The organism is Streptomyces sp. NBRC 110028 (genome assembly GCF_001417735.1).
GTDB lineage: Bacteria > Actinomycetota > Actinomycetes > Streptomycetales > Streptomycetaceae > Streptomyces.
This window is the reverse complement of the sequence record NZ_BBUZ01000024.1, coordinates 309,258-325,529: the sequence shown is the minus strand read 5'-3', so window position 1 is coordinate 325,529 and position 16,272 is coordinate 309,258. Positions and strand designations below refer to the sequence as shown.

At 71.7% G+C, this 16,272-nt stretch carries 16 protein-coding genes; 13 read left to right on the top strand and 3 right to left on the bottom strand.

Going from position 1 to position 16,272, the window contains the following annotated elements:
- Window positions 1-107: 107 nt before the first annotated feature.
- The 8 genes from ASC60_RS10730 (at window position 108) to ASC60_RS10695 (ending at window position 7,804) form a co-directional block, all read left to right on the top strand.
- Window positions 108-1,121: a sugar ABC transporter substrate-binding protein gene (locus ASC60_RS10730; RefSeq protein WP_199830922.1), complete on the top strand. Its 1,014-nt coding sequence runs from the start codon at window positions 108-110 to the stop codon at window positions 1,119-1,121.
- On the top strand, window positions 1,118-2,170 hold the full coding sequence (locus ASC60_RS10725; protein WP_055549321.1) for an ABC transporter permease: 1,053 nt from the start codon (window positions 1,118-1,120) through the stop codon (window positions 2,168-2,170). Before ASC60_RS10730 ends, ASC60_RS10725 begins: the two co-directional genes overlap by 4 nt.
- The gene (locus ASC60_RS10720) at window positions 2,167-2,952 is read left to right on the top strand and encodes an ATP-binding cassette domain-containing protein (RefSeq protein ID WP_055549319.1); all 786 of its coding nucleotides are present in this window, start codon (window positions 2,167-2,169) and stop codon (window positions 2,950-2,952) included. The genes ASC60_RS10725 and ASC60_RS10720 overlap by 4 nt, the downstream gene beginning before the upstream one ends.
- A gap of 213 nt (window positions 2,953-3,165) precedes the next feature.
- Window positions 3,166-4,320, top strand: coding sequence for an ROK family glucokinase (locus ASC60_RS10715; protein WP_055549317.1), 1,155 nt, complete (start codon window positions 3,166-3,168; stop codon window positions 4,318-4,320).
- A gap of 32 nt (window positions 4,321-4,352) precedes the next feature.
- Window positions 4,353-4,943 carry a hypothetical protein gene (locus ASC60_RS10710; RefSeq protein WP_234356882.1) on the top strand — a complete coding sequence of 197 codons (591 nt, stop codon included), beginning with the start codon at window positions 4,353-4,355 and terminating at the stop codon, window positions 4,941-4,943.
- A 33-nt stretch (window positions 4,944-4,976) separates the two neighbouring features.
- Window positions 4,977-6,314, top strand: coding sequence for a 4-carboxymuconolactone decarboxylase (pcaC, locus tag ASC60_RS10705; protein WP_055549315.1), 1,338 nt, complete (start codon window positions 4,977-4,979; stop codon window positions 6,312-6,314).
- Window positions 6,315-6,343: 29 nt separating this feature from the next.
- A complete protein-coding gene (locus ASC60_RS10700) occupies window positions 6,344-6,988 on the top strand; it encodes an MBL fold metallo-hydrolase (protein WP_055550021.1) in 645 nt (214 codons plus the stop codon).
- Window positions 6,989-7,024: 36 nt separating this feature from the next.
- Window positions 7,025-7,804 (top strand): exodeoxyribonuclease III, encoded by a 780-nt coding sequence (locus ASC60_RS10695; protein WP_055549313.1) that lies wholly within the window; start codon window positions 7,025-7,027, stop codon window positions 7,802-7,804.
- Between the two features lie 37 nt (window positions 7,805-7,841).
- Here the strand turns inward: ASC60_RS10695 and ASC60_RS10690 are convergent, their stop codons facing one another.
- Window positions 7,842-9,683, bottom strand: coding sequence for an SGNH/GDSL hydrolase family protein (locus ASC60_RS10690; RefSeq protein WP_055549312.1), 1,842 nt, complete (start codon window positions 9,681-9,683; stop codon window positions 7,842-7,844).
- Between the two features lie 153 nt (window positions 9,684-9,836).
- Here ASC60_RS10690 and ASC60_RS10685 point away from each other — a divergent pair, with 153 nt between their 5' ends.
- From ASC60_RS10685 to ASC60_RS10665, 5 genes are all read left to right on the top strand, one after another.
- Window positions 9,837-10,277, top strand: a complete 441-nt coding sequence (locus tag ASC60_RS10685) for a DUF6278 family protein (RefSeq protein WP_055549309.1) — start codon at window positions 9,837-9,839, stop codon at window positions 10,275-10,277.
- Window positions 10,278-10,358: 81 nt separating this feature from the next.
- Window positions 10,359-11,105: an amino acid ABC transporter ATP-binding protein gene (locus tag ASC60_RS10680; RefSeq protein ID WP_055549308.1), complete on the top strand. Its 747-nt coding sequence runs from the start codon at window positions 10,359-10,361 to the stop codon at window positions 11,103-11,105.
- Window positions 11,106-11,122: 17 nt separating this feature from the next.
- Window positions 11,123-12,031: a glutamate ABC transporter substrate-binding protein gene (locus tag ASC60_RS10675; RefSeq protein ID WP_055549306.1), complete on the top strand. Its 909-nt coding sequence runs from the start codon at window positions 11,123-11,125 to the stop codon at window positions 12,029-12,031.
- A gap of 13 nt (window positions 12,032-12,044) precedes the next feature.
- Window positions 12,045-12,689 carry an amino acid ABC transporter permease gene (locus tag ASC60_RS10670; RefSeq protein ID WP_055549304.1) on the top strand — a complete coding sequence of 215 codons (645 nt, stop codon included), beginning with the start codon at window positions 12,045-12,047 and terminating at the stop codon, window positions 12,687-12,689.
- Complete coding sequence (locus ASC60_RS10665) at window positions 12,686-13,546, top strand: amino acid ABC transporter permease (RefSeq protein ID WP_055549302.1); 861 nt, start codon at window positions 12,686-12,688, stop codon at window positions 13,544-13,546. The genes ASC60_RS10670 and ASC60_RS10665 overlap by 4 nt, the downstream gene beginning before the upstream one ends.
- 167 nt (window positions 13,547-13,713) lie before the next feature.
- Here the strand turns inward: ASC60_RS10665 and ASC60_RS10660 are convergent, their stop codons facing one another.
- Together ASC60_RS10660 and ASC60_RS10655 are read right to left on the bottom strand one after the other, a co-directional pair.
- Window positions 13,714-15,303, bottom strand: coding sequence for an alpha/beta fold hydrolase (locus ASC60_RS10660; RefSeq protein WP_055549300.1), 1,590 nt, complete (start codon window positions 15,301-15,303; stop codon window positions 13,714-13,716).
- Window positions 15,304-15,474: 171 nt separating this feature from the next.
- The gene (locus ASC60_RS10655) at window positions 15,475-16,227 is read right to left on the bottom strand and encodes a hypothetical protein (RefSeq protein WP_055549298.1); all 753 of its coding nucleotides are present in this window, start codon (window positions 16,225-16,227) and stop codon (window positions 15,475-15,477) included.
- Between the last annotated feature and the right edge of the window lie 45 nt (window positions 16,228-16,272).

The window sequence follows — 16,272 nt, the reverse complement described above, 5'->3', positions numbered from 1 at the left end:
CCACCACCCCGGCCGCGCCCGGTGACGGATACTTGGCGGCGGCCGGGGCCGAACATGTCGCTCCCGGCCGCGGACATGAAACGGGACGAGAGGGACGAGGCTTCTTCGTGGCCAGAGTTGGGACAGGGGCACGCGCGCTGACCGCCGCCGTGCTGGCGACACTGCTGGGCGCGGCCCTGGCCGGGTGCAGCAGTACCGGCGGGCTGCGGGCCGAGAAGCGGGCCGCGCAGGCGGCCTCGGGGCACGCCGCGGTCAACACCCCACGGATGACCTTCGCCATGGTCACCCACTCCGGCGACGGCGACACCTTCTGGGACATCGTGCAGAACGGCGCCGAACAGGCCGCCGTCAAGGACAACGTCAAGTTCCTCTACGCCCACAACGAGGAGGGCAAGGAACAGGCCCAGCTGGTCCAGTCGTACATCGACCAGAAGGTCGACGGCCTGATCGTCACCCTCGCCAAGCCCGACGCCATGAAGGCCGTCGTCAAGCGCGCCGAGAAGGCCGGAATACCGGTCATCACGGTCAACTCCGGGTCCGCGGAGTCCAAGAAGTTCGGCGCGCTCACCCACGTCGGCCAGGACGAGACCATCGCGGGCGAGGCCGTCGGCGACGAGCTGAACAAGCGCGGCCGAAAGAAGGCCCTGTGCGTCCTGCACGAGCAGGGCAACGTGGGCCATGAGCAGCGCTGCGACGGCGCCGCCAAGACCTTCGACGGAAAGCTGGAGAAGATCTACGTCGAGGGCACCAACATGCCCGACGTGCAGTCCTCCATCGAGGCCAAGCTCCAGTCCGACCACGGCATCGACACCGTCCTCACCCTCGGCGCGCCGTTCGCCGACACCGCCGCCCAGGCCGCCGACCAGGCGGGCAGCAACGCGGAGATCGACACCTTCGACCTCAACCCGAAGGTCGCGGCCGGGCTGCAGGACGGCACGCTCGGCTTCGCCGTCGACCAGCAGCCGTACCTCCAGGGCTACGAGGCCGTGGACCTGCTCTGGCTCCAGCGCTACAACGCCGACGTGCTCGGCGGCGGCAGGCCGGTCCTCACCGGCCCGCAGATCGTCACCAAGGACGACGCCAGGAAGCTGGCCGCGTTCGCGAAGCGGGGCACCCGATGAGCGCGGACACGCTGCCGCGGAAGGACGAGACCGACGCGCGCCCGGTGGCGCGCACCCCGCTGCTGCGCCGCCTGGCGGGCCGCCCGGAGCTGGGCGCGGTCGTCGGCGCCGCCGCCGTCTTCGTCTTCTTCTCGATCGCCGCCGACGCCTTCCTCCAGTGGTCCAGCTTCAGCACCGTGCTGTACGCCTCGTCCACCATCGGGATCATGGCGGTGCCGGTCGCGCTGCTGATGATCGGCGGCGAGTTCGACCTGTCGACCGGCGTCCTGGTCACCTCCTCCGCGCTGATCTCGTCGATGTTCTCGTACCAGATGACGGCGAACGTCTGGGTCGGCGCCGGGGTGTCCCTGCTGGTCACCCTCGCCATCGGCTTCTTCAACGGCTATCTGCTGGTGCGCACCAACCTGCCGAGCTTCATCATCACGCTCGGCACCTTCCTGATCCTCCAGGGCTGCAACCTCGGCTTCACCAAGCTGATCAGCGAGACCGTCTCCACCAAGAGCATCGCCGACATGGAGGGCTTCCCCTCCGCCCGCCAGGTCTTCGCCTCCCAGCTGACCATCGGCGATGTGGAGCTGCAGATCACCGTGGTGTGGTGGCTCGCCCTGATCGCGCTCGCCACCTGGATCCTGCTGCGCACCCGAGCCGGGAACTGGATCTTCGCGGTGGGCGGCGCCAAGGAGGCGGCCCGCGCGGTCGGCGTGCCCGTGGACCGCACCAAGATCGGGCTCTATATGGGGGTCGCGCTGGCGGCCTGGATCTCCGGCCAGCACCTGCTGTTCAAGTACGACACGGTGCAGTCCGGTGAGGGCGTCGGCAACGAACTGCTGTACATCATCGCGGCCGTCATCGGCGGCTGCCTGCTGACCGGCGGCTACGGCTCGGCGGTCGGCGCCGCCGTCGGCGCGTTCATCTTCGGCATGACCAACAAGGGCATCGTGTACGCGCAGTGGGGCGCGGACTGGTTCAAGTTCTTCCTCGGGGCGATGCTGCTGCTCGCCACGCTGCTCAACTGGTGGGTCCGCAAGCGGGCGGAGGCAAGCGCATGAGCACCACACCGGACGTGCCGTTGATCGCGCTGCGCGGCATCGGCAAGTACTACGGCAACGTCAAGGCCCTGGAGGACGTCTCGCTCGACGTCCACGCCGGGCAGATCACCTGCGTCCTCGGCGACAACGGCGCGGGCAAGTCCACCCTCATCAAGATCGTCGCCGGGCTGCACCAGCACGACGAGGGCACCTTCGCCGTCGAGGGGGAGGACACCCGGCTCGGCTCGCCGCGCGAGGCCCTGGACCGCGGCATCGCCACGGTCTACCAGGACCTCGCCGTCGTCCCGCTGATGCCGGTGTGGCGGAACTTCTTCCTCGGCTCCGAGATCCGCAAGGGCCGCGGCCCCTTCAGCCGCCTCGACGTGCCCGCCATGCGCGAGACCACCCACCGCGAGCTGCTGCGCATGGGCATCGACCTGCGCGACGTCGACCAGCCCATCGGCACCCTCTCCGGCGGACAGCGCCAGTGCGTGGCGATCGCCCGCGCCGTCCACTTCGGCGCCAGGGTCCTCGTGCTGGACGAGCCGACGGCGGCGCTGGGCGTCAAGCAGTCCGGGGTGGTGCTCAAGTACGTCGCCGCCGCACGTGACGCCGGGCTCGGCGTGGTCCTCATCACGCACAACCCGCACCACGCCTACCTGGTCGGCGACCGCTTCGTCCTCCTCAAGCGCGGTGCGATGGCGGGCAGCCACGCCAAGGACGAGATCGCGCTGGACGACCTGACCCGCCAGATGGCGGGCGGCAGCGAGCTGGAACAGCTCACCCACGAGCTGGCCCGCTGAGGGCGGCCGGGCCCGGCTCACCATGCACCGTGAGGGGCGGTTGAGGCACAATCGCACGGCGGGCTCCACCCGCATCGCACGGCGGGCCCCACCCGCGTCATGACCACCGCACGCCGAGGCCCCGGCCTCCCGAGACCCCCGCAGGGACGACGAACTCTTGCGAGCACGCACCCGCAGCGACCGCATCCCCCGCACCGGTGAAGGGGCCGGCCGATGAGCATCTACCGCGAAAGAGTGCACCGCGGCTCGGCCCGGGCCACCGTGCTGCGGACCGTCGGCACGCGTGAGCGCCGCTCGCACCTGAGCGCGCCCAGGGTCCCCACGGTCGGCATCGACATCGGCGGCACGAAGGTGATGGCCGGGGTCGTCGACGCCGACGGCAACATCCTGGAGAGCAAGCGCACCGAGACGCCCGACAAGTCCAAGAGCCCCAAGGTCGTCGAGGACACCATCACCGAACTCGTCCTGGACCTGTCCGACCGGCACGATGTGCACGCCGTCGGCATCGGGGCGGCGGGCTGGGTGGACGCGGACCGCAACCGGGTCCTGTTCGCGCCGCACCTGTCCTGGCGCAACGAGCCGCTGCGCGACCGGCTCGCCGACCGGCTCGCCGTGCCGGTCATGGTCGACAACGACGCGAACGCGGCCGCGTGGGCCGAGTGGCGGTTCGGCGCCGGACGCGGCGAGGACCATCTCGTCATGATCACGCTCGGTACCGGTATCGGTGGCGCGATCCTGGAGGACGGCCAGGTCAAGCGCGGCAAGTACGGGGTCGCCGGCGAGTTCGGCCATATGCAGGTCGTGCCCGCCGGACACCGTTGCCCCTGCGGCAACCGGGGCTGCTGGGAGCAGTACAGCTCCGGCAACGCGCTGGTCCGGGAGGCCCGTGAGCTGGCCGCCGCCGAGTCGCCGGTGGCGTACGGGATCACCGACCGGGTCGGCGGCAACATCCACGAGATCACCGGGCCGCTGATCACCGAGCTGGCCCGGGACGGCGATGCCATGTGCATCGAACTCCTCCAGGACATCGGCCAGTGGCTCGGGGTCGGCATCGCCAACCTCGCCGCCGCCCTCGACCCCTCCTGCTTCGTGATCGGGGGCGGCGTCAGCGCCGCCGACGACCTGCTGATCGTCCCGGCCCGGGACGCCTTCCGGCGCACCCTGACCGGGCGCGGCTACCGGCCGGAGGCCCGTATCGTCAAGGCGCAGCTGGGGCCCGAGGCGGGGATGGTCGGCGCCGCCGACCTCGCCCGGCTCGTGGCCCGCCGCTTCCGCCGCGCCACCCGCCGCCGGGTCGAGCGGTACGAGCGCGCCGGGTCCTCCTCCCCGCTGCGGCTGGCGCCGCGCGGTCAGGCAGGCCGCGAGTGACCGCCGCCGAGCAGCGCCCCGGAGGTGCCCCCGTGTCCGAACGCCCCGTCGGGTCCGGTACATCCGGTACGTCCGCCGCGACCGGTGTGTCCGGCGGGCCCGGCGGTGGCCGTCCGCGGCGCCGCTGGCTCAAGGCCGTGATCGTCTTCCTGCTGATCACGATCCCGGCCGGCTATCTGGCGATCTCTGCGGCGCAGAGCCGCGACGGCGGCGAGGAGAAGGCGGAGGCCGCCAAGGCCAAGGGCCTCTCCGCCGGCTATCCGTCCCGGGTGCAGCGGCGCATCTACGACGTGCCGGTCCCGCAGCACTCGCGGAAGGTCGCCTCGTACGAGACGAACTCCTGGAAGGTCAGCTCGCTGTACGTGCAGTTCGTCACCTCCCGCGACGGACTCGACGGCTTCCTGGCCAAGCTCGGCACCCGCCGCTCCGCGCTGGAGAAGGACGCGGTGACCATCACGCGCGAGCAGGCGAAGAAGGTCGGCTGGCAGGTCGGAGCCGCCGGTCACGACTGGTCCGGAATGGTGATCAAGCAGAAGGATCCGCAGCCCAAGCTGAGAATCACGGTCAGAAACGACAACCCGGCCCGTCCGAAGGTGTACGTGGTCTCCACCATTACGCCCTAGGGACCGCTACGACCTTCGGGATACCGTTTCCGGGTGAGCGAGACCAAGACACTTCAGTACCGGACCGACGGCCCCGAGGACGGGCCCGTACTCGTCCTCGGCCCGTCGCTGGGCACGACCTGGCATATGTGGGACCGCCAGATACCCGAGCTGTCCCGCCACTGGCGCGTCCTCCGTTTCGACCTGCCGGGCCACGGCGGCTCGCCGGCCCACCCCGCCCCCTCCGTCGCGGAACTCGCCGCCCGGCTGCTGGCCACCCTCGACATGCTGGGCATCGACCGCTTCGGCTACGCGGGCTGCTCCATTGGCGGGGCCATCGGCGCCGAACTGGCGCTGCGACATCCCCTGAGAGTGGGCTCACTCGCGCTCGTCTCCGCCTCCCCGCGCTTCGGCACCGCCGACTCCTTCCGGCAGCGCGGCGTCGTGGTCCGCACCAACGGCCTCGACCCGATCGCCCACGCCACCCCCGAGCGCTGGTTCACCCCCGTCTTCGCCGCCGCCCAGCCCGCCATCGTCGACTGGGCCGTGCAGATGGTCCGCACCACCGACCCCGGCTGCTACATCGCCGCGTGCGAGGCGCTGGCCGCCTTCGACATCCGCCCCGAGCTGGGCCGGATCGGCGTCCCCACGCTCGTCCTGGCCGGGGCCGAGGACCAGGTCACCCCGGCCGCCGACGCCCGCGTCCTGGTCGCGGGCATACCCGACGCGCGGCTCGCGCTCGTCCCCGGTACCTCGCACCTGGCGCCCGTCGAGCAGCCCGCCGCCGTCACCGACCTGCTGGTACGCCACTTCTCCAGCTCGTGGCGGTCCTCGGACCACCCGACCGGGATGACCGCGGTCTCCGCCCCGCCCGTCAAGCCCGTGCTGACACCGGTGCCGCCGCCGGCCACCGCCCCGGCCCCGCCGCGTACCGCCCCGACCGCCGCGCCCGCAGGTCCGCCCGTCGAGATCGGCTACACCCGGCCGCCCGAGCCGGGTCCTGACGGCCGCGCCGACACCTACGCCCAGGGCATGAAGGTCCGGCGCGAGGTGCTGGGCGACGCCCATGTGGACCGCGCGGAGTCCCAGGTCGACGACTTCACCGGCGACTTCCAGGACTTCATCACCCGCTATGTGTGGGGCGAGGTGTGGACCCGGCCCGGTATCGACCGCCGCACCCGCAGCGTGATCACCCTCACCGCCATGGCCGCCCGCGGCCACCTCGACGAACTCGCCTTCCACACCCGGGCCGCGCTGCGCAACGGGCTGACGCCGGCCGAGATCAAGGAAGTGCTGCTGCACACCGGGATCTACTGCGGGGTGCCCGCCGCGAACTCCGCCTTCGCCGTCGCCCAGCGGGTCATCCGCGAGGAGACCAGCCCCGAGGAGTGACGCGGGCAAAAGGGAGGACAATGATCCTCATGAAGCTCACGAAGAAGGGCCACGCCTGCGTCCGGCTGGAGAAGGACGGACAGCTGCTGGTCATCGACCCCGGAGGTCTCGGCGAAGAGGACGCCGCGGTCGGCGCGGACGCGATCCTCGTCACCCACGAGCACTTCGACCACTTCAACGAGGAGCGGCTGCGGGCGGCGCTCGACGCCAACCCCGCCGCCCATATCTGGACCCTCGCCAGCGTCGCCGGCCAGATCTCGGCGGCGTTCCCCGGCCGGGTCCATACCGTCGGCGAGGGCGACACCTTCACCGCGGCCGGATTCGACATCGAGGTGCACGGACAGCTGCACGCCGTCATCCACCCCGACATCCCGCGCATCACCAACGTCGGTTACGTGGTCGACGGCGCGGTCTTCCACCCGGGCGACGCCCTCACCGTCCCGGACCGCCCCGTGGAGACCCTGCTGCTGCCGCTGCACGCCCCCTGGAACAAGTTCTCCGAGATCCTCGACTACGTGCGCGAGGTCGCCCCGCGGCGCGCGGTCGACATCCACGACGCCCTGCTGTCCGACCTGGGCCCCATGGTGTACGGCCGGATGCTGGGCCCGGAAGGACCGGGGACCGGCGGCACGGAACACATCCGGCTGACCCCCGGCGAGACCCTCCCGCTCTGAGCGGGCCTGTCCGACCCGGGAGGTAAGTTGTCCCCCATGCGCATCGCGACCTGGAACGTCAATTCGATCACCGCCCGGCTGCCCCGGCTGCTCGCCTGGCTGGAGAGCAGCGGCACGGACGTGCTGTGCGTCCAGGAGACCAAGTGCGCCGAGACGGCCTTCCCCTTCGAGCCCCTGCGCGAGCTGGGCTACGAGGCCGCGGTCAACGCCACCGGCCGGTGGAACGGGGTGGCCGTCGTCTCCCGGGTCGGCCTCGGCGACGTGGTCTCCGGCCTCCCCGGCGGCCCCGATTACGACGGCGGCCAGGAGCCCCGCGCGATAGCCGCCACCTGCGGCCCCGCCCGCGTCTGGTCGGTCTACGTGCCCAACGGCCGCGAGGTCGGCCACCCCCACTACGACTACAAGCTGCGCTGGCTGGACGCCCTGCGGGAGGCCGTGACCGAGGACGCGAAGGGCTCCCGGCCCTTCGCCGTCCTCGGCGACTTCAACGTGGCCCCGACCGACGACGACGTCTGGGACCGCACCCGCTTCGACGGCCTCACCCACGTCACCGACAAGGAGCGCGAGGCCCTGGCCGCCCTGCGCGAGGCCGGCCTGTCGGACGTCGTCCCCCGCCCCCTGAAGTACGAGCACCCCTTCACGTACTGGGACTACCGGGAGCTGTGCTTCCCCAAGAACCGCGGCATGCGGATCGACCTGGTCTACGGCAACGCTTCGTTCGCCGGTGCCGTCGGCGACGCCTACGTGGACCGCGAGGAACGCAAGGGCAAGGGCGCGTCCGACCACGCCCCGGTGGTGGTGGACCTCCAGCCGTGACGGTGCCCCCGGTCTCGGGAGGGGGCGGGGTGGGGGATCAGCCCGCCACCAGCGACCGCAGCGGCACGGCGTCCGCCATCGCCTTCAACCCCGCGTCCCCCGGGTGCAGATGGTCGCCGCTGTCGTAGGCCGGGAGGATGCGCGACGGGTGCGCGGGGTCGCGCAGGACCGCGTCGAAGTCCACGACCGCGTCGAACACCCCGCCGCCCGCGCGGATGAAGGCGTTCACCACGGAACGCCGGGCGTCCGCGTCGGCGGTGCACAGCGACTCGCCCTCGCAGGGCGTGATCGTCCCGCCCAGCACCCGCAGCCCCCGCGCGTGCGCCCGGGCGGCGATGGCCTTCAGGCCCGCGATGACGTCCTCGGCCGAGGTGCCCCAGCGCAGGTCGTTGATGCCCTGGAAGACGACGACCGTACGGGCGGAGGTCTGGGCCAGGACGTCCCGCTCCAGGCGGCTGCCCGCGCTCACCCCGCTGGTGACCGTGGAGACCCCGTCGCCGGGGTAGACGTCCGTGACCACGCGGTTGGCGGAGATGCCGCTGTTGACGACGCCGTACGCGGGCACACCGGACTCACCGGACTCACCGGACTGGGCGCGCAGCCGGCGCGCGAGGACGTCGGGCCAGCGCCGGTTGGCGTCCATGGTGGACTTGGTGCCGTCGGTGATGGAGTCGCCGAGGGCGACCACCGACCCCGGGCCGCCCCGGACATCGACGCCGGTGAGGAACGGCCAGGTGGTGAGGGTGCCGGTGTACGCGTCGGCGCCCGTCTCGCCCGTACGGTCACCGCTGCCCGGCGCGCTCAGATAGGAACGCTGGGTGGCCTGGGTGTGCACCGGCACCGCCGCGACGGGCCCGGGAAGGTGAATGCTGACCAAAAGGTTCGCGTCGGCGGGGACGGCGAAGTCCACAGGATCGCTGAAGGCCTGCGCGCCCGCCGGGATCGATGTACCGGCCCGGCCCCGGAAGGTCAGCGGCACCGGGGTGCCGCTCGCCGCCGCGCCGCTGCCCTGGAGGGCGACCGTGGCGTGGCCGATCCCGACGGGGGCGGCGGCGAAGGTGTTCTCCAGCCGGATCCGGGCGCCCGGCCCGCCCGCGCTGGTGTGCACGACGAGCCGCAGCGTCTGGTCGGTCCACGGCCCGACCTTGGTGTACCCGGCGGTGCTCGCCGCCCAGCTGCCGGTCCAGCCCCGCGCGGGCTGCCGCAGCGAGGCGGCGAAGACGTGCAGATCGGACCCCGGGCCCGGGTCCTTCGGCAGGGTCACCGACGCGACCTGCCGGTCGCCGCGCAGGGGCACCGTCACCGCGTACAGCCGGGCCGCCTCCGCCCGCTGCCCGTCGGCGGTGTTGACGTGCGGGAGGCCGACCGCCTTGGTGGCGGCGGGGCCCGCGCGCCAGTCGGGGGCGCTCAGGGTGTACGTACCGTACGAACCGTCCCGGTAGCGGATGCGGCCGGTGCCGCTCGCCCCGGCGCCGGGGCCGCCCGGGGAACTGCTCGCGACCAGGAAGGTGAGCGCGTCGCCGCGTCCCCGCAGCCGCACCGACTGCCCGTCGGCGATCACGTTGTCGGGCCGGACGGGCCGGGACCCGGCGCTGCGCGGCCAGGTGAGCCGCGCCGCGTCGAGGGCGATGGCGCGGCCGGGGGTCCAGCCCGCGGCCCGCAGGTCCTGCGCGGAGAGGGAGTTGCCCGCCCCGTCGAAGTCCGCCGTGCCCGGCGTGGTGTCGTCACCGACCGCCCGGTTGTCGAAAAGCCGCTCCAAAGGGAGCGGCTCGGAGGGGGCGGCGTCTTGCGCCACCGAGGGTGCGGCCGGTGCGAGGAGTACGAGGGTGGCACCTCCCGCGACGATCCCGGCCACCGACCATGGTCTGCCGACGCGCATAGGTGTCCCCTCTCGTAACCGACCCGACCGGCGATTCGACAGGTGCATGGCGAACGTAGGGAGACGGCCGGGTGTCGTCAAGACAAGCAACGGGTCACGGACGCCGCCGCGCGCCCTGTGGTGTGCCCGTGCACTTGGTGCGACGCTGGCGGTATGAACATCCCCTTCCTGGACAACTGGCGCAAGCGGCACGGTGCGGCCTCCGGTACGGCTCTGATGAGCGCCCAGGAGGCGGACCCCCAAGGCGTGGCGCAACTCCTCTCCGAATGCGAACTGCTGCGGGCCCGGGCCGCGCGGGCGGGCATCGTGCTGGACGACTCGGCCGGCTCCCTGGAGGCGCTGGACCAGCTGGTACCGCGCTGGCGCGACGACCCGGAGGAGCTGCCCTGGCTCGGTAACGACGCCGGGCTGTATCTGGGAACGGTCATCGTCCGCACCGTGCCGGGTGCCGTCTGGCAGGTGTGGCCCAATGGCCGCCCCGTGGTCCGGCTCGACTCCGGCCGGGAGGTCGACGTGGTCGAGGCGGGCCACCAATGGGCCACCGACGGCGCCCCCGAGCTGTCCCAGCTGTACGCGGAGGTCTCGGAGGGCTGAGCGGGCCACTATCGGGCGTTATCCACCCATTGGTGCGTGTCCTGACCGAAGTGCCGCTTTGGTGTGGATAGTTTGCGCGGCATGGCCGTGGGTGAACCGCTGATCGAGCTGCGCAACGTCAACAAGTACTTCGGCGCGCTCCACGTCCTCCAGGACATCGACCTCACCGTCGGCCGCGGGGAGGTCGTGGTGGTCATCGGGCCGTCCGGGTCCGGGAAGTCGACGCTGTGCCGGACGATCAACCGGCTGGAGACCATCGAGTCCGGTTCGATCGTGGTGGACGGGCGGCCGCTGCCCGAGGAGGGCAGGGAACTGGCGCGGCTGCGGGCCGAAGTGGGGATGGTCTTCCAGTCGTTCAATCTGTTCGCCCACCGGACCGTGCTGGACAACCTGACGCTCGCGCAGGTGAAGGTCCGCAGACGCGGCAAGGCGGAGGCCGGGCGGCGGGCCCGGGAACTGCTGGACCGGGTGGGCCTCGCGGACCAGGCGGACAAATACCCCGCGCAGCTCTCCGGCGGCCAGCAGCAGCGGGTGGCCATCGCCCGCGCGCTGGCCATGGACCCGAAGGTGATGCTCTTCGACGAGCCGACCTCGGCCCTCGACCCGGAGATGATCAACGAGGTGCTGGAGGTCATGCGGCAGCTCGCCCGGGACGGGATGACGATGACCGTCGTCACCCATGAGATGGGCTTCGCCCGGTACGCCGCGAACCGCGTGGTCTTCATGGCCGACGGCCGCATCGTGGAGGACCGCAGCCCGGAGGAGTTCTTCAAGGCGCCTCAGTCCGCCCGGGCCAGGGACTTCCTCTCCAAGATCCTCAAGCACTGAGCCGGGTGACGACGCACATGAGGCGCATCCTCACCGCCGTCCTCGCGCTGCTCCTCGCCCTCACCGGCGGCGCCCTCGCCGGCTGCGGCAGACAGGGCAGCCCGCCCGCCAAGGGCCCCGAGCCCGAGGCGCTGCCGCGCTACCGGGTGGCCACCGGCTTCCGGCTGCCGTCCTCGCCGACCTGGCGGAAGGCGAAGCGGCGCGGATACCTGATCGTCGGGGTCAAGGAGGACCAGCCGTATCTGGGCGAGAAGGACCCGGCCACCGGCCGCTACTCCGGCTTCGACATCGAGATCGCGAAGATGATGGCCGCCTCCCTCGGCTTCCCGCCCCGGACCATCCGGTTCCGGACCATCGCCTCCGTCAACCGGGAAACCGCGCTCCAGAACGGGCAGATCGACATCTACGTCGGCACCTACACCATCAATCCGCTGCGCAAGAGGCTGGTCGGCTTCGCCGGTCCGTACTACATGGCCGGGCAGTCGCTGCTGGTGCGCACCGATACGGACGACATTCACGGCCCCCGCGACCTGGAGGGCAAGACCGTCTGCTCGGTGGCCGGTTCCACCCCGCTGCAGCGCATCCAGCACGACTACCCGGGGGCCCACGCGGTCGCGTACGACACGTACTCGGTGTGCGTCGACAACCTGCTCAGCTACCAGGTCGACGCCGTCACCACGGACAACGTCATCCTGCTCGGCTACGCGGCCAAGGCGCCCAAGGAGCTGAAGGTGGTGGGCAGGCCGTTCTCCAAGGAGCCGTACGGCATCGGCGTGCCCAAGCGGGATGTCGCGCTGCGCTTCGCGCTGGACGATGCCATCGAGGCCCATGAGCGCGACGGCGACTGGAGACGGGCGTACAACGCGACCCTCGGCCTGTCCGGTGTGCCCGCCCCGAAACCGCCCGCCGTCGACCGCTACCACTGAAGGCCCCGCGCTCATGGACGTGCTCACCCAGAACTTCTCCCTCTACGGCCGCGGTCTGCTCGGCACCGTCGAGCTGACCGTCTACGCCTCACTGCTCGCCCTCGCCCTCGGCGTCCTGATGGCGGCCTTCCGGGTCGCGCCGGTCGCCGGCCTGCGTGCCTTCGGCACCGCCTGGGTGACGGTGCTCCGCAACACCCCGCTGACGCTGCTGTTCTTCGCGGTGATGCTGGGTCTGCCGCGCTTCGGGCTGATCCTGCCGTTCACCGTCTTCGCGGTGCTCGCCCTCGGCTGCTACACCTCGGCGTTCATCTGCGAGGCGGTGCGCTCGGGCATCAACACGGTGCCGGTCGGGCAGGGCGAGGCCGCCCGCAGCCTGGGCATGACCTTCGAGCAGACGCTGGGGGCGGTGGTGCTGCCGCAGGCGTTCCGCGCCGTCATCCCGCCGATCGGCTCGACGCTGATCGCGCTCGCCAAGAACTCGGCCATCGCCGGGTCGTTCAGCGTCACCGAACTGCTCGGCACGTACAAGCCGCTGGGTGAGATGGGCTACAGCATCGTCTGGTCCTTCGTCTGGATCGCCGTGGGCTATCTGCTCGTGACCCTGACCATCAGCGCGATCTTCACCGTGCTGGAGAAGCGCTGGGGAGTGCCGCGTTGACCGCCACCGCCGTCCTCTACGACGTCCCCGGGCCCCGCACCGTCCGCCGCCACCGCCTCTACGGGCTGATCGCCACGCTGGCGCTGCTGGCCCTGATCGCCTGGGTGATCTATCTCCTTGTCGATACGGGGCAGTTCGCGTACCGCAAGTGGATGCCCTTCGAGTACGTCGGCATCCAGGAGCTGCTGCTGCGCGGGCTGGGCAACACGCTCAAGGCGTTCGGGCTCGCCGCCGTCCTCTCGCTGGCGCTGGGCGGGGTGCTGGCCGCCGGGCGGCTGTCCGACCACCGCCCGGTGCGCCGGCTCGCCACGCTGATCGTGGAGTTCTTCCGCGCGATGCCCGTGCTGGTGATGATCTTCTTCGTCTTCGTGGCCCTGAAGGCGCAGCCGCTGACCGCCCTGGTCACCGGGCTGACCCTGTACAACGGCTCGGTGCTCGCCGAGGTGTTCCGCGCGGGCGTGGCGGCGGTGGACCGCGGGCAGCGGGAGGCGGCGTACTCCCTGGGGCTGCGCAAGACGCAGGTCATGACGTACGTCCTGATGCCGCAGGGGCTACGGGCGATGCTGCCCGCGATCATCAGCCAGCTGGTGGTGGCCCTGAAGGACACCTCGCTCGGCTTCCTCATCACCTACGAGGAGTTCCTGCACGCGGGCAAGCTCATCGCGTCCAACCTCGACTACGACCTGCCGTTCATCCCGGTCGTGATGGTCATCTCACCGGTCTACATCGGGATGTGCATGCTGCTGTCGTGGTGTGCGAACTGGGTGGCCAGGCGCGAGCGGCGCAGCGTGAAGACGGAGAAGGTGCGGGTGGCGCCGCCCGGCCCGGTCGCGCCGCTGCCGGGCGACACCCGCTAGCGCGCTAGTGCCGCGTCAGCCAAGGTTCACCCCGCTCGCCGCCCTGGCACGGCCATCTGCGGCGTTGCCGAATCGACCGAGTAGGCCCACTACGAGGCCGATCCGGCGCCTTGCATCTGACCGCACCAGGACGCCTCGCTACCGGGCAAACCTTGACTGACGCGGCACTAGTCGCGCACCGGGACCGACAGGTACGAGGGGTCGGCGTCCGGTGAGGAGAAGGTGAGGTGGGCGCCGTCCGGGTTGTGCTCGATGTAGAGCGGGTCGACGGTGTCGACCACCAGCGCGAGCTTGTGCCCGGCCGGGACGTCGTACGCCGTCGAGAACAGGTCCAGGTCGACGGGGAAGGGCTTGCCCGGGGTGCGGTCGTGGAAGGTGACGGGGGCGTTGGTGATGAGCTTGCCGACGCCGAGCGGGCCCACGTCGTAGAGGTAGGCGACCGCGGTGCCGTCGGGCTTGTCGCTGGTGAGGGTGGTGTGCAGGGACACCGTGCCGCGGACGCGCTGCTCGGTGGCGTACGCCCCGGTCTGCCAGACCGCGGCGTACGAGCGCGGCAGCAGCGGGATCGAGGCGAGCGGCGGGAGCCTCAGGAACTGGTCGAGCGCGCCGGTCAGCATGACGGTTCCGGCGTTGGCGCCCGAGTCGTGGTTCGCGGTGACCGTCTCGGCCCGGTCGAGCGCCACCCGGCGTCGCTCCGAGGGCACCGCGGACCAGCTGGCGTAGCCCTCGTAGCCGCCGCCGGTGCGGGACATGAGCTGCACCGGCCGCTCTTGGTCGATGCCGTTGCGCTCGCCCTTGAGGTAGCGGTCGAGCCAGCGCCTGCTGTGCTCCCAGGTGTCGTTCGGCAGCCCGAAGAGCCCGCCGAACTCGGCGGTGGCGTGGTCGCCCGGCCGGAACTCCAGCCGCTTGGGGCCGGTCAGCTTGTCGTAGAAGTCGGCGTAGCTGTTGGGCGGGAAGATGGAGTCGCCCCAGGCGTTGCCCAGCATGATGGCCGCGCCATTGGCGTTGATCTTGTCGAGATAGGTGGCCGCCGAGCGCTTGCGGCCCCACTCGATCATCTCCGGTTCCTTGGCCAGGTTGGAGCCGAGGAAGTCCTCCAGGGTCTGCTTGAGTTCGTCGCTGGGGCGGCCGGTGAGCGCTCCGGCGCCGCCGAGCAGCCCGGCGGCCTGGGCGTGCTGGGTGCGGCCGCTGTAGATGGACCCGATGAGATCCGCCCAGCCGCTCATCGAGACGACGGCCTTGACGCGCTTGTCGGAACCGGCGGCGAGCAGGCTGATCCCGGCGCCGTACGACACCCCCGCCATGCCGATGTGGCCGGGGTCGGCGGCGGTGTGGGCCAGGGCCCAGTCGATGACCTTGGAGGCGTCGGCGACGTCGGGCGGCCCGGCCGTCTCGATGCGGCCGCCCGACTGCCAGAAGCCGCGGGTGTTGTAAGTGACCACCACATAGCCGGAGTCGGCGAGCTTCCTGGCCTGCGCGAGGTATTCGACCTGCGGCATGGACCAGCTGGTGGGCAGCACGACGAGGGGGAGGCGGCGCGAGGTGTCCGCGGGGGCGACGACGTTGGCGGCCAGGGTGACGCCCCCGTCGCCCGGGATGTCGACGAACCGTACGGAGGTGTCGGCGGCGGCTGCGGACGCGGGGGCGGCGGGCGCGGCCTGGGCGCCGGGGGCGAGGACGAAGGTCGCACCGGCCAGGACGGTCGCCGAAAGGGAGGCGGCGGCGGTCGTACGCAGTGCTCGGCGGGCAGGGGTCACTGTCGCTCCAGACGTGGATGCCGTGGGGGGCTGGGGAGCACCGGTGCAGGCCTAAGTGACCTGACGGTAACTCGACGCCCTACCGCTGGTAATAGGGCGGTAAGTTACGCCTGGGTAACGATGCGGGTGCGGAGGACCCGGACACCGTCCGCGATGCGATATCCGGCCCGCTCACCCCTCCTTGAGGAGCGTCTTCGTGGCCGCCCGGCCGCTTCCCGTGGTGGCGGGCTTGGTGACGTCCGCGACCAGTTCGACCACATCCGGGCCGTACGCCTGGGAATTGATCACCTTCAGCAGCAGACAGAACGAGCCCTGCGCCCCGTACTTGCGGGCCAGCTTGGCGCGGTTGCGCACCAGATGGCGTACGGCGGCCCGGTGGGTGACCGGGCGCTGCCCGGCGGCCAGGAAGACCGGACGGCCGCCGTCGCCCGCCGTCAGCCGGGCCACCAGGACGTGCTCGACCGCGCCCGGCTCCGGGCGGTACTCGGTGCCGCCGATGGTGAACGCGCCCCGGTTCGCGCCGGACTCGTCGCCCTGGTCCACGGTCACGCCCGGCAGCAGGTTCGCCATGTGCGCGGACAGCCTGCGGTGCGCGATCGGATCGCCCACGCAGAACTCGGTGCGCGCGCCGAAGCCCTGCAGCCCCGTGTCGTGCGGGGCCACCTCCGCGTGCGCCCCGCAGTTCTCCACCACGGAGGCGAGCCCCAGCAGCGCGAGGGCGTCATGGCGCGGGATGGACCAGTGCGCCGTGGCGCTGTCCCGGTGGGTGACCAGCACACATTCCGAGCCCTCCGGCAGGCCGAAGAAGCGCTGCTCACGGGCGCGCCCCCGGCGTCCGGCGGCCGCGTGCACGGCCCAGCCCAGCGCCACGCCCACGATCAGGGCCGCTCCGGAAGCGATCAGGTCCTGCACGGTGTCACTCATGGCCGCGCATCGTAGCCGCCATCCGGAGCCGTGTTCGAGCGAATG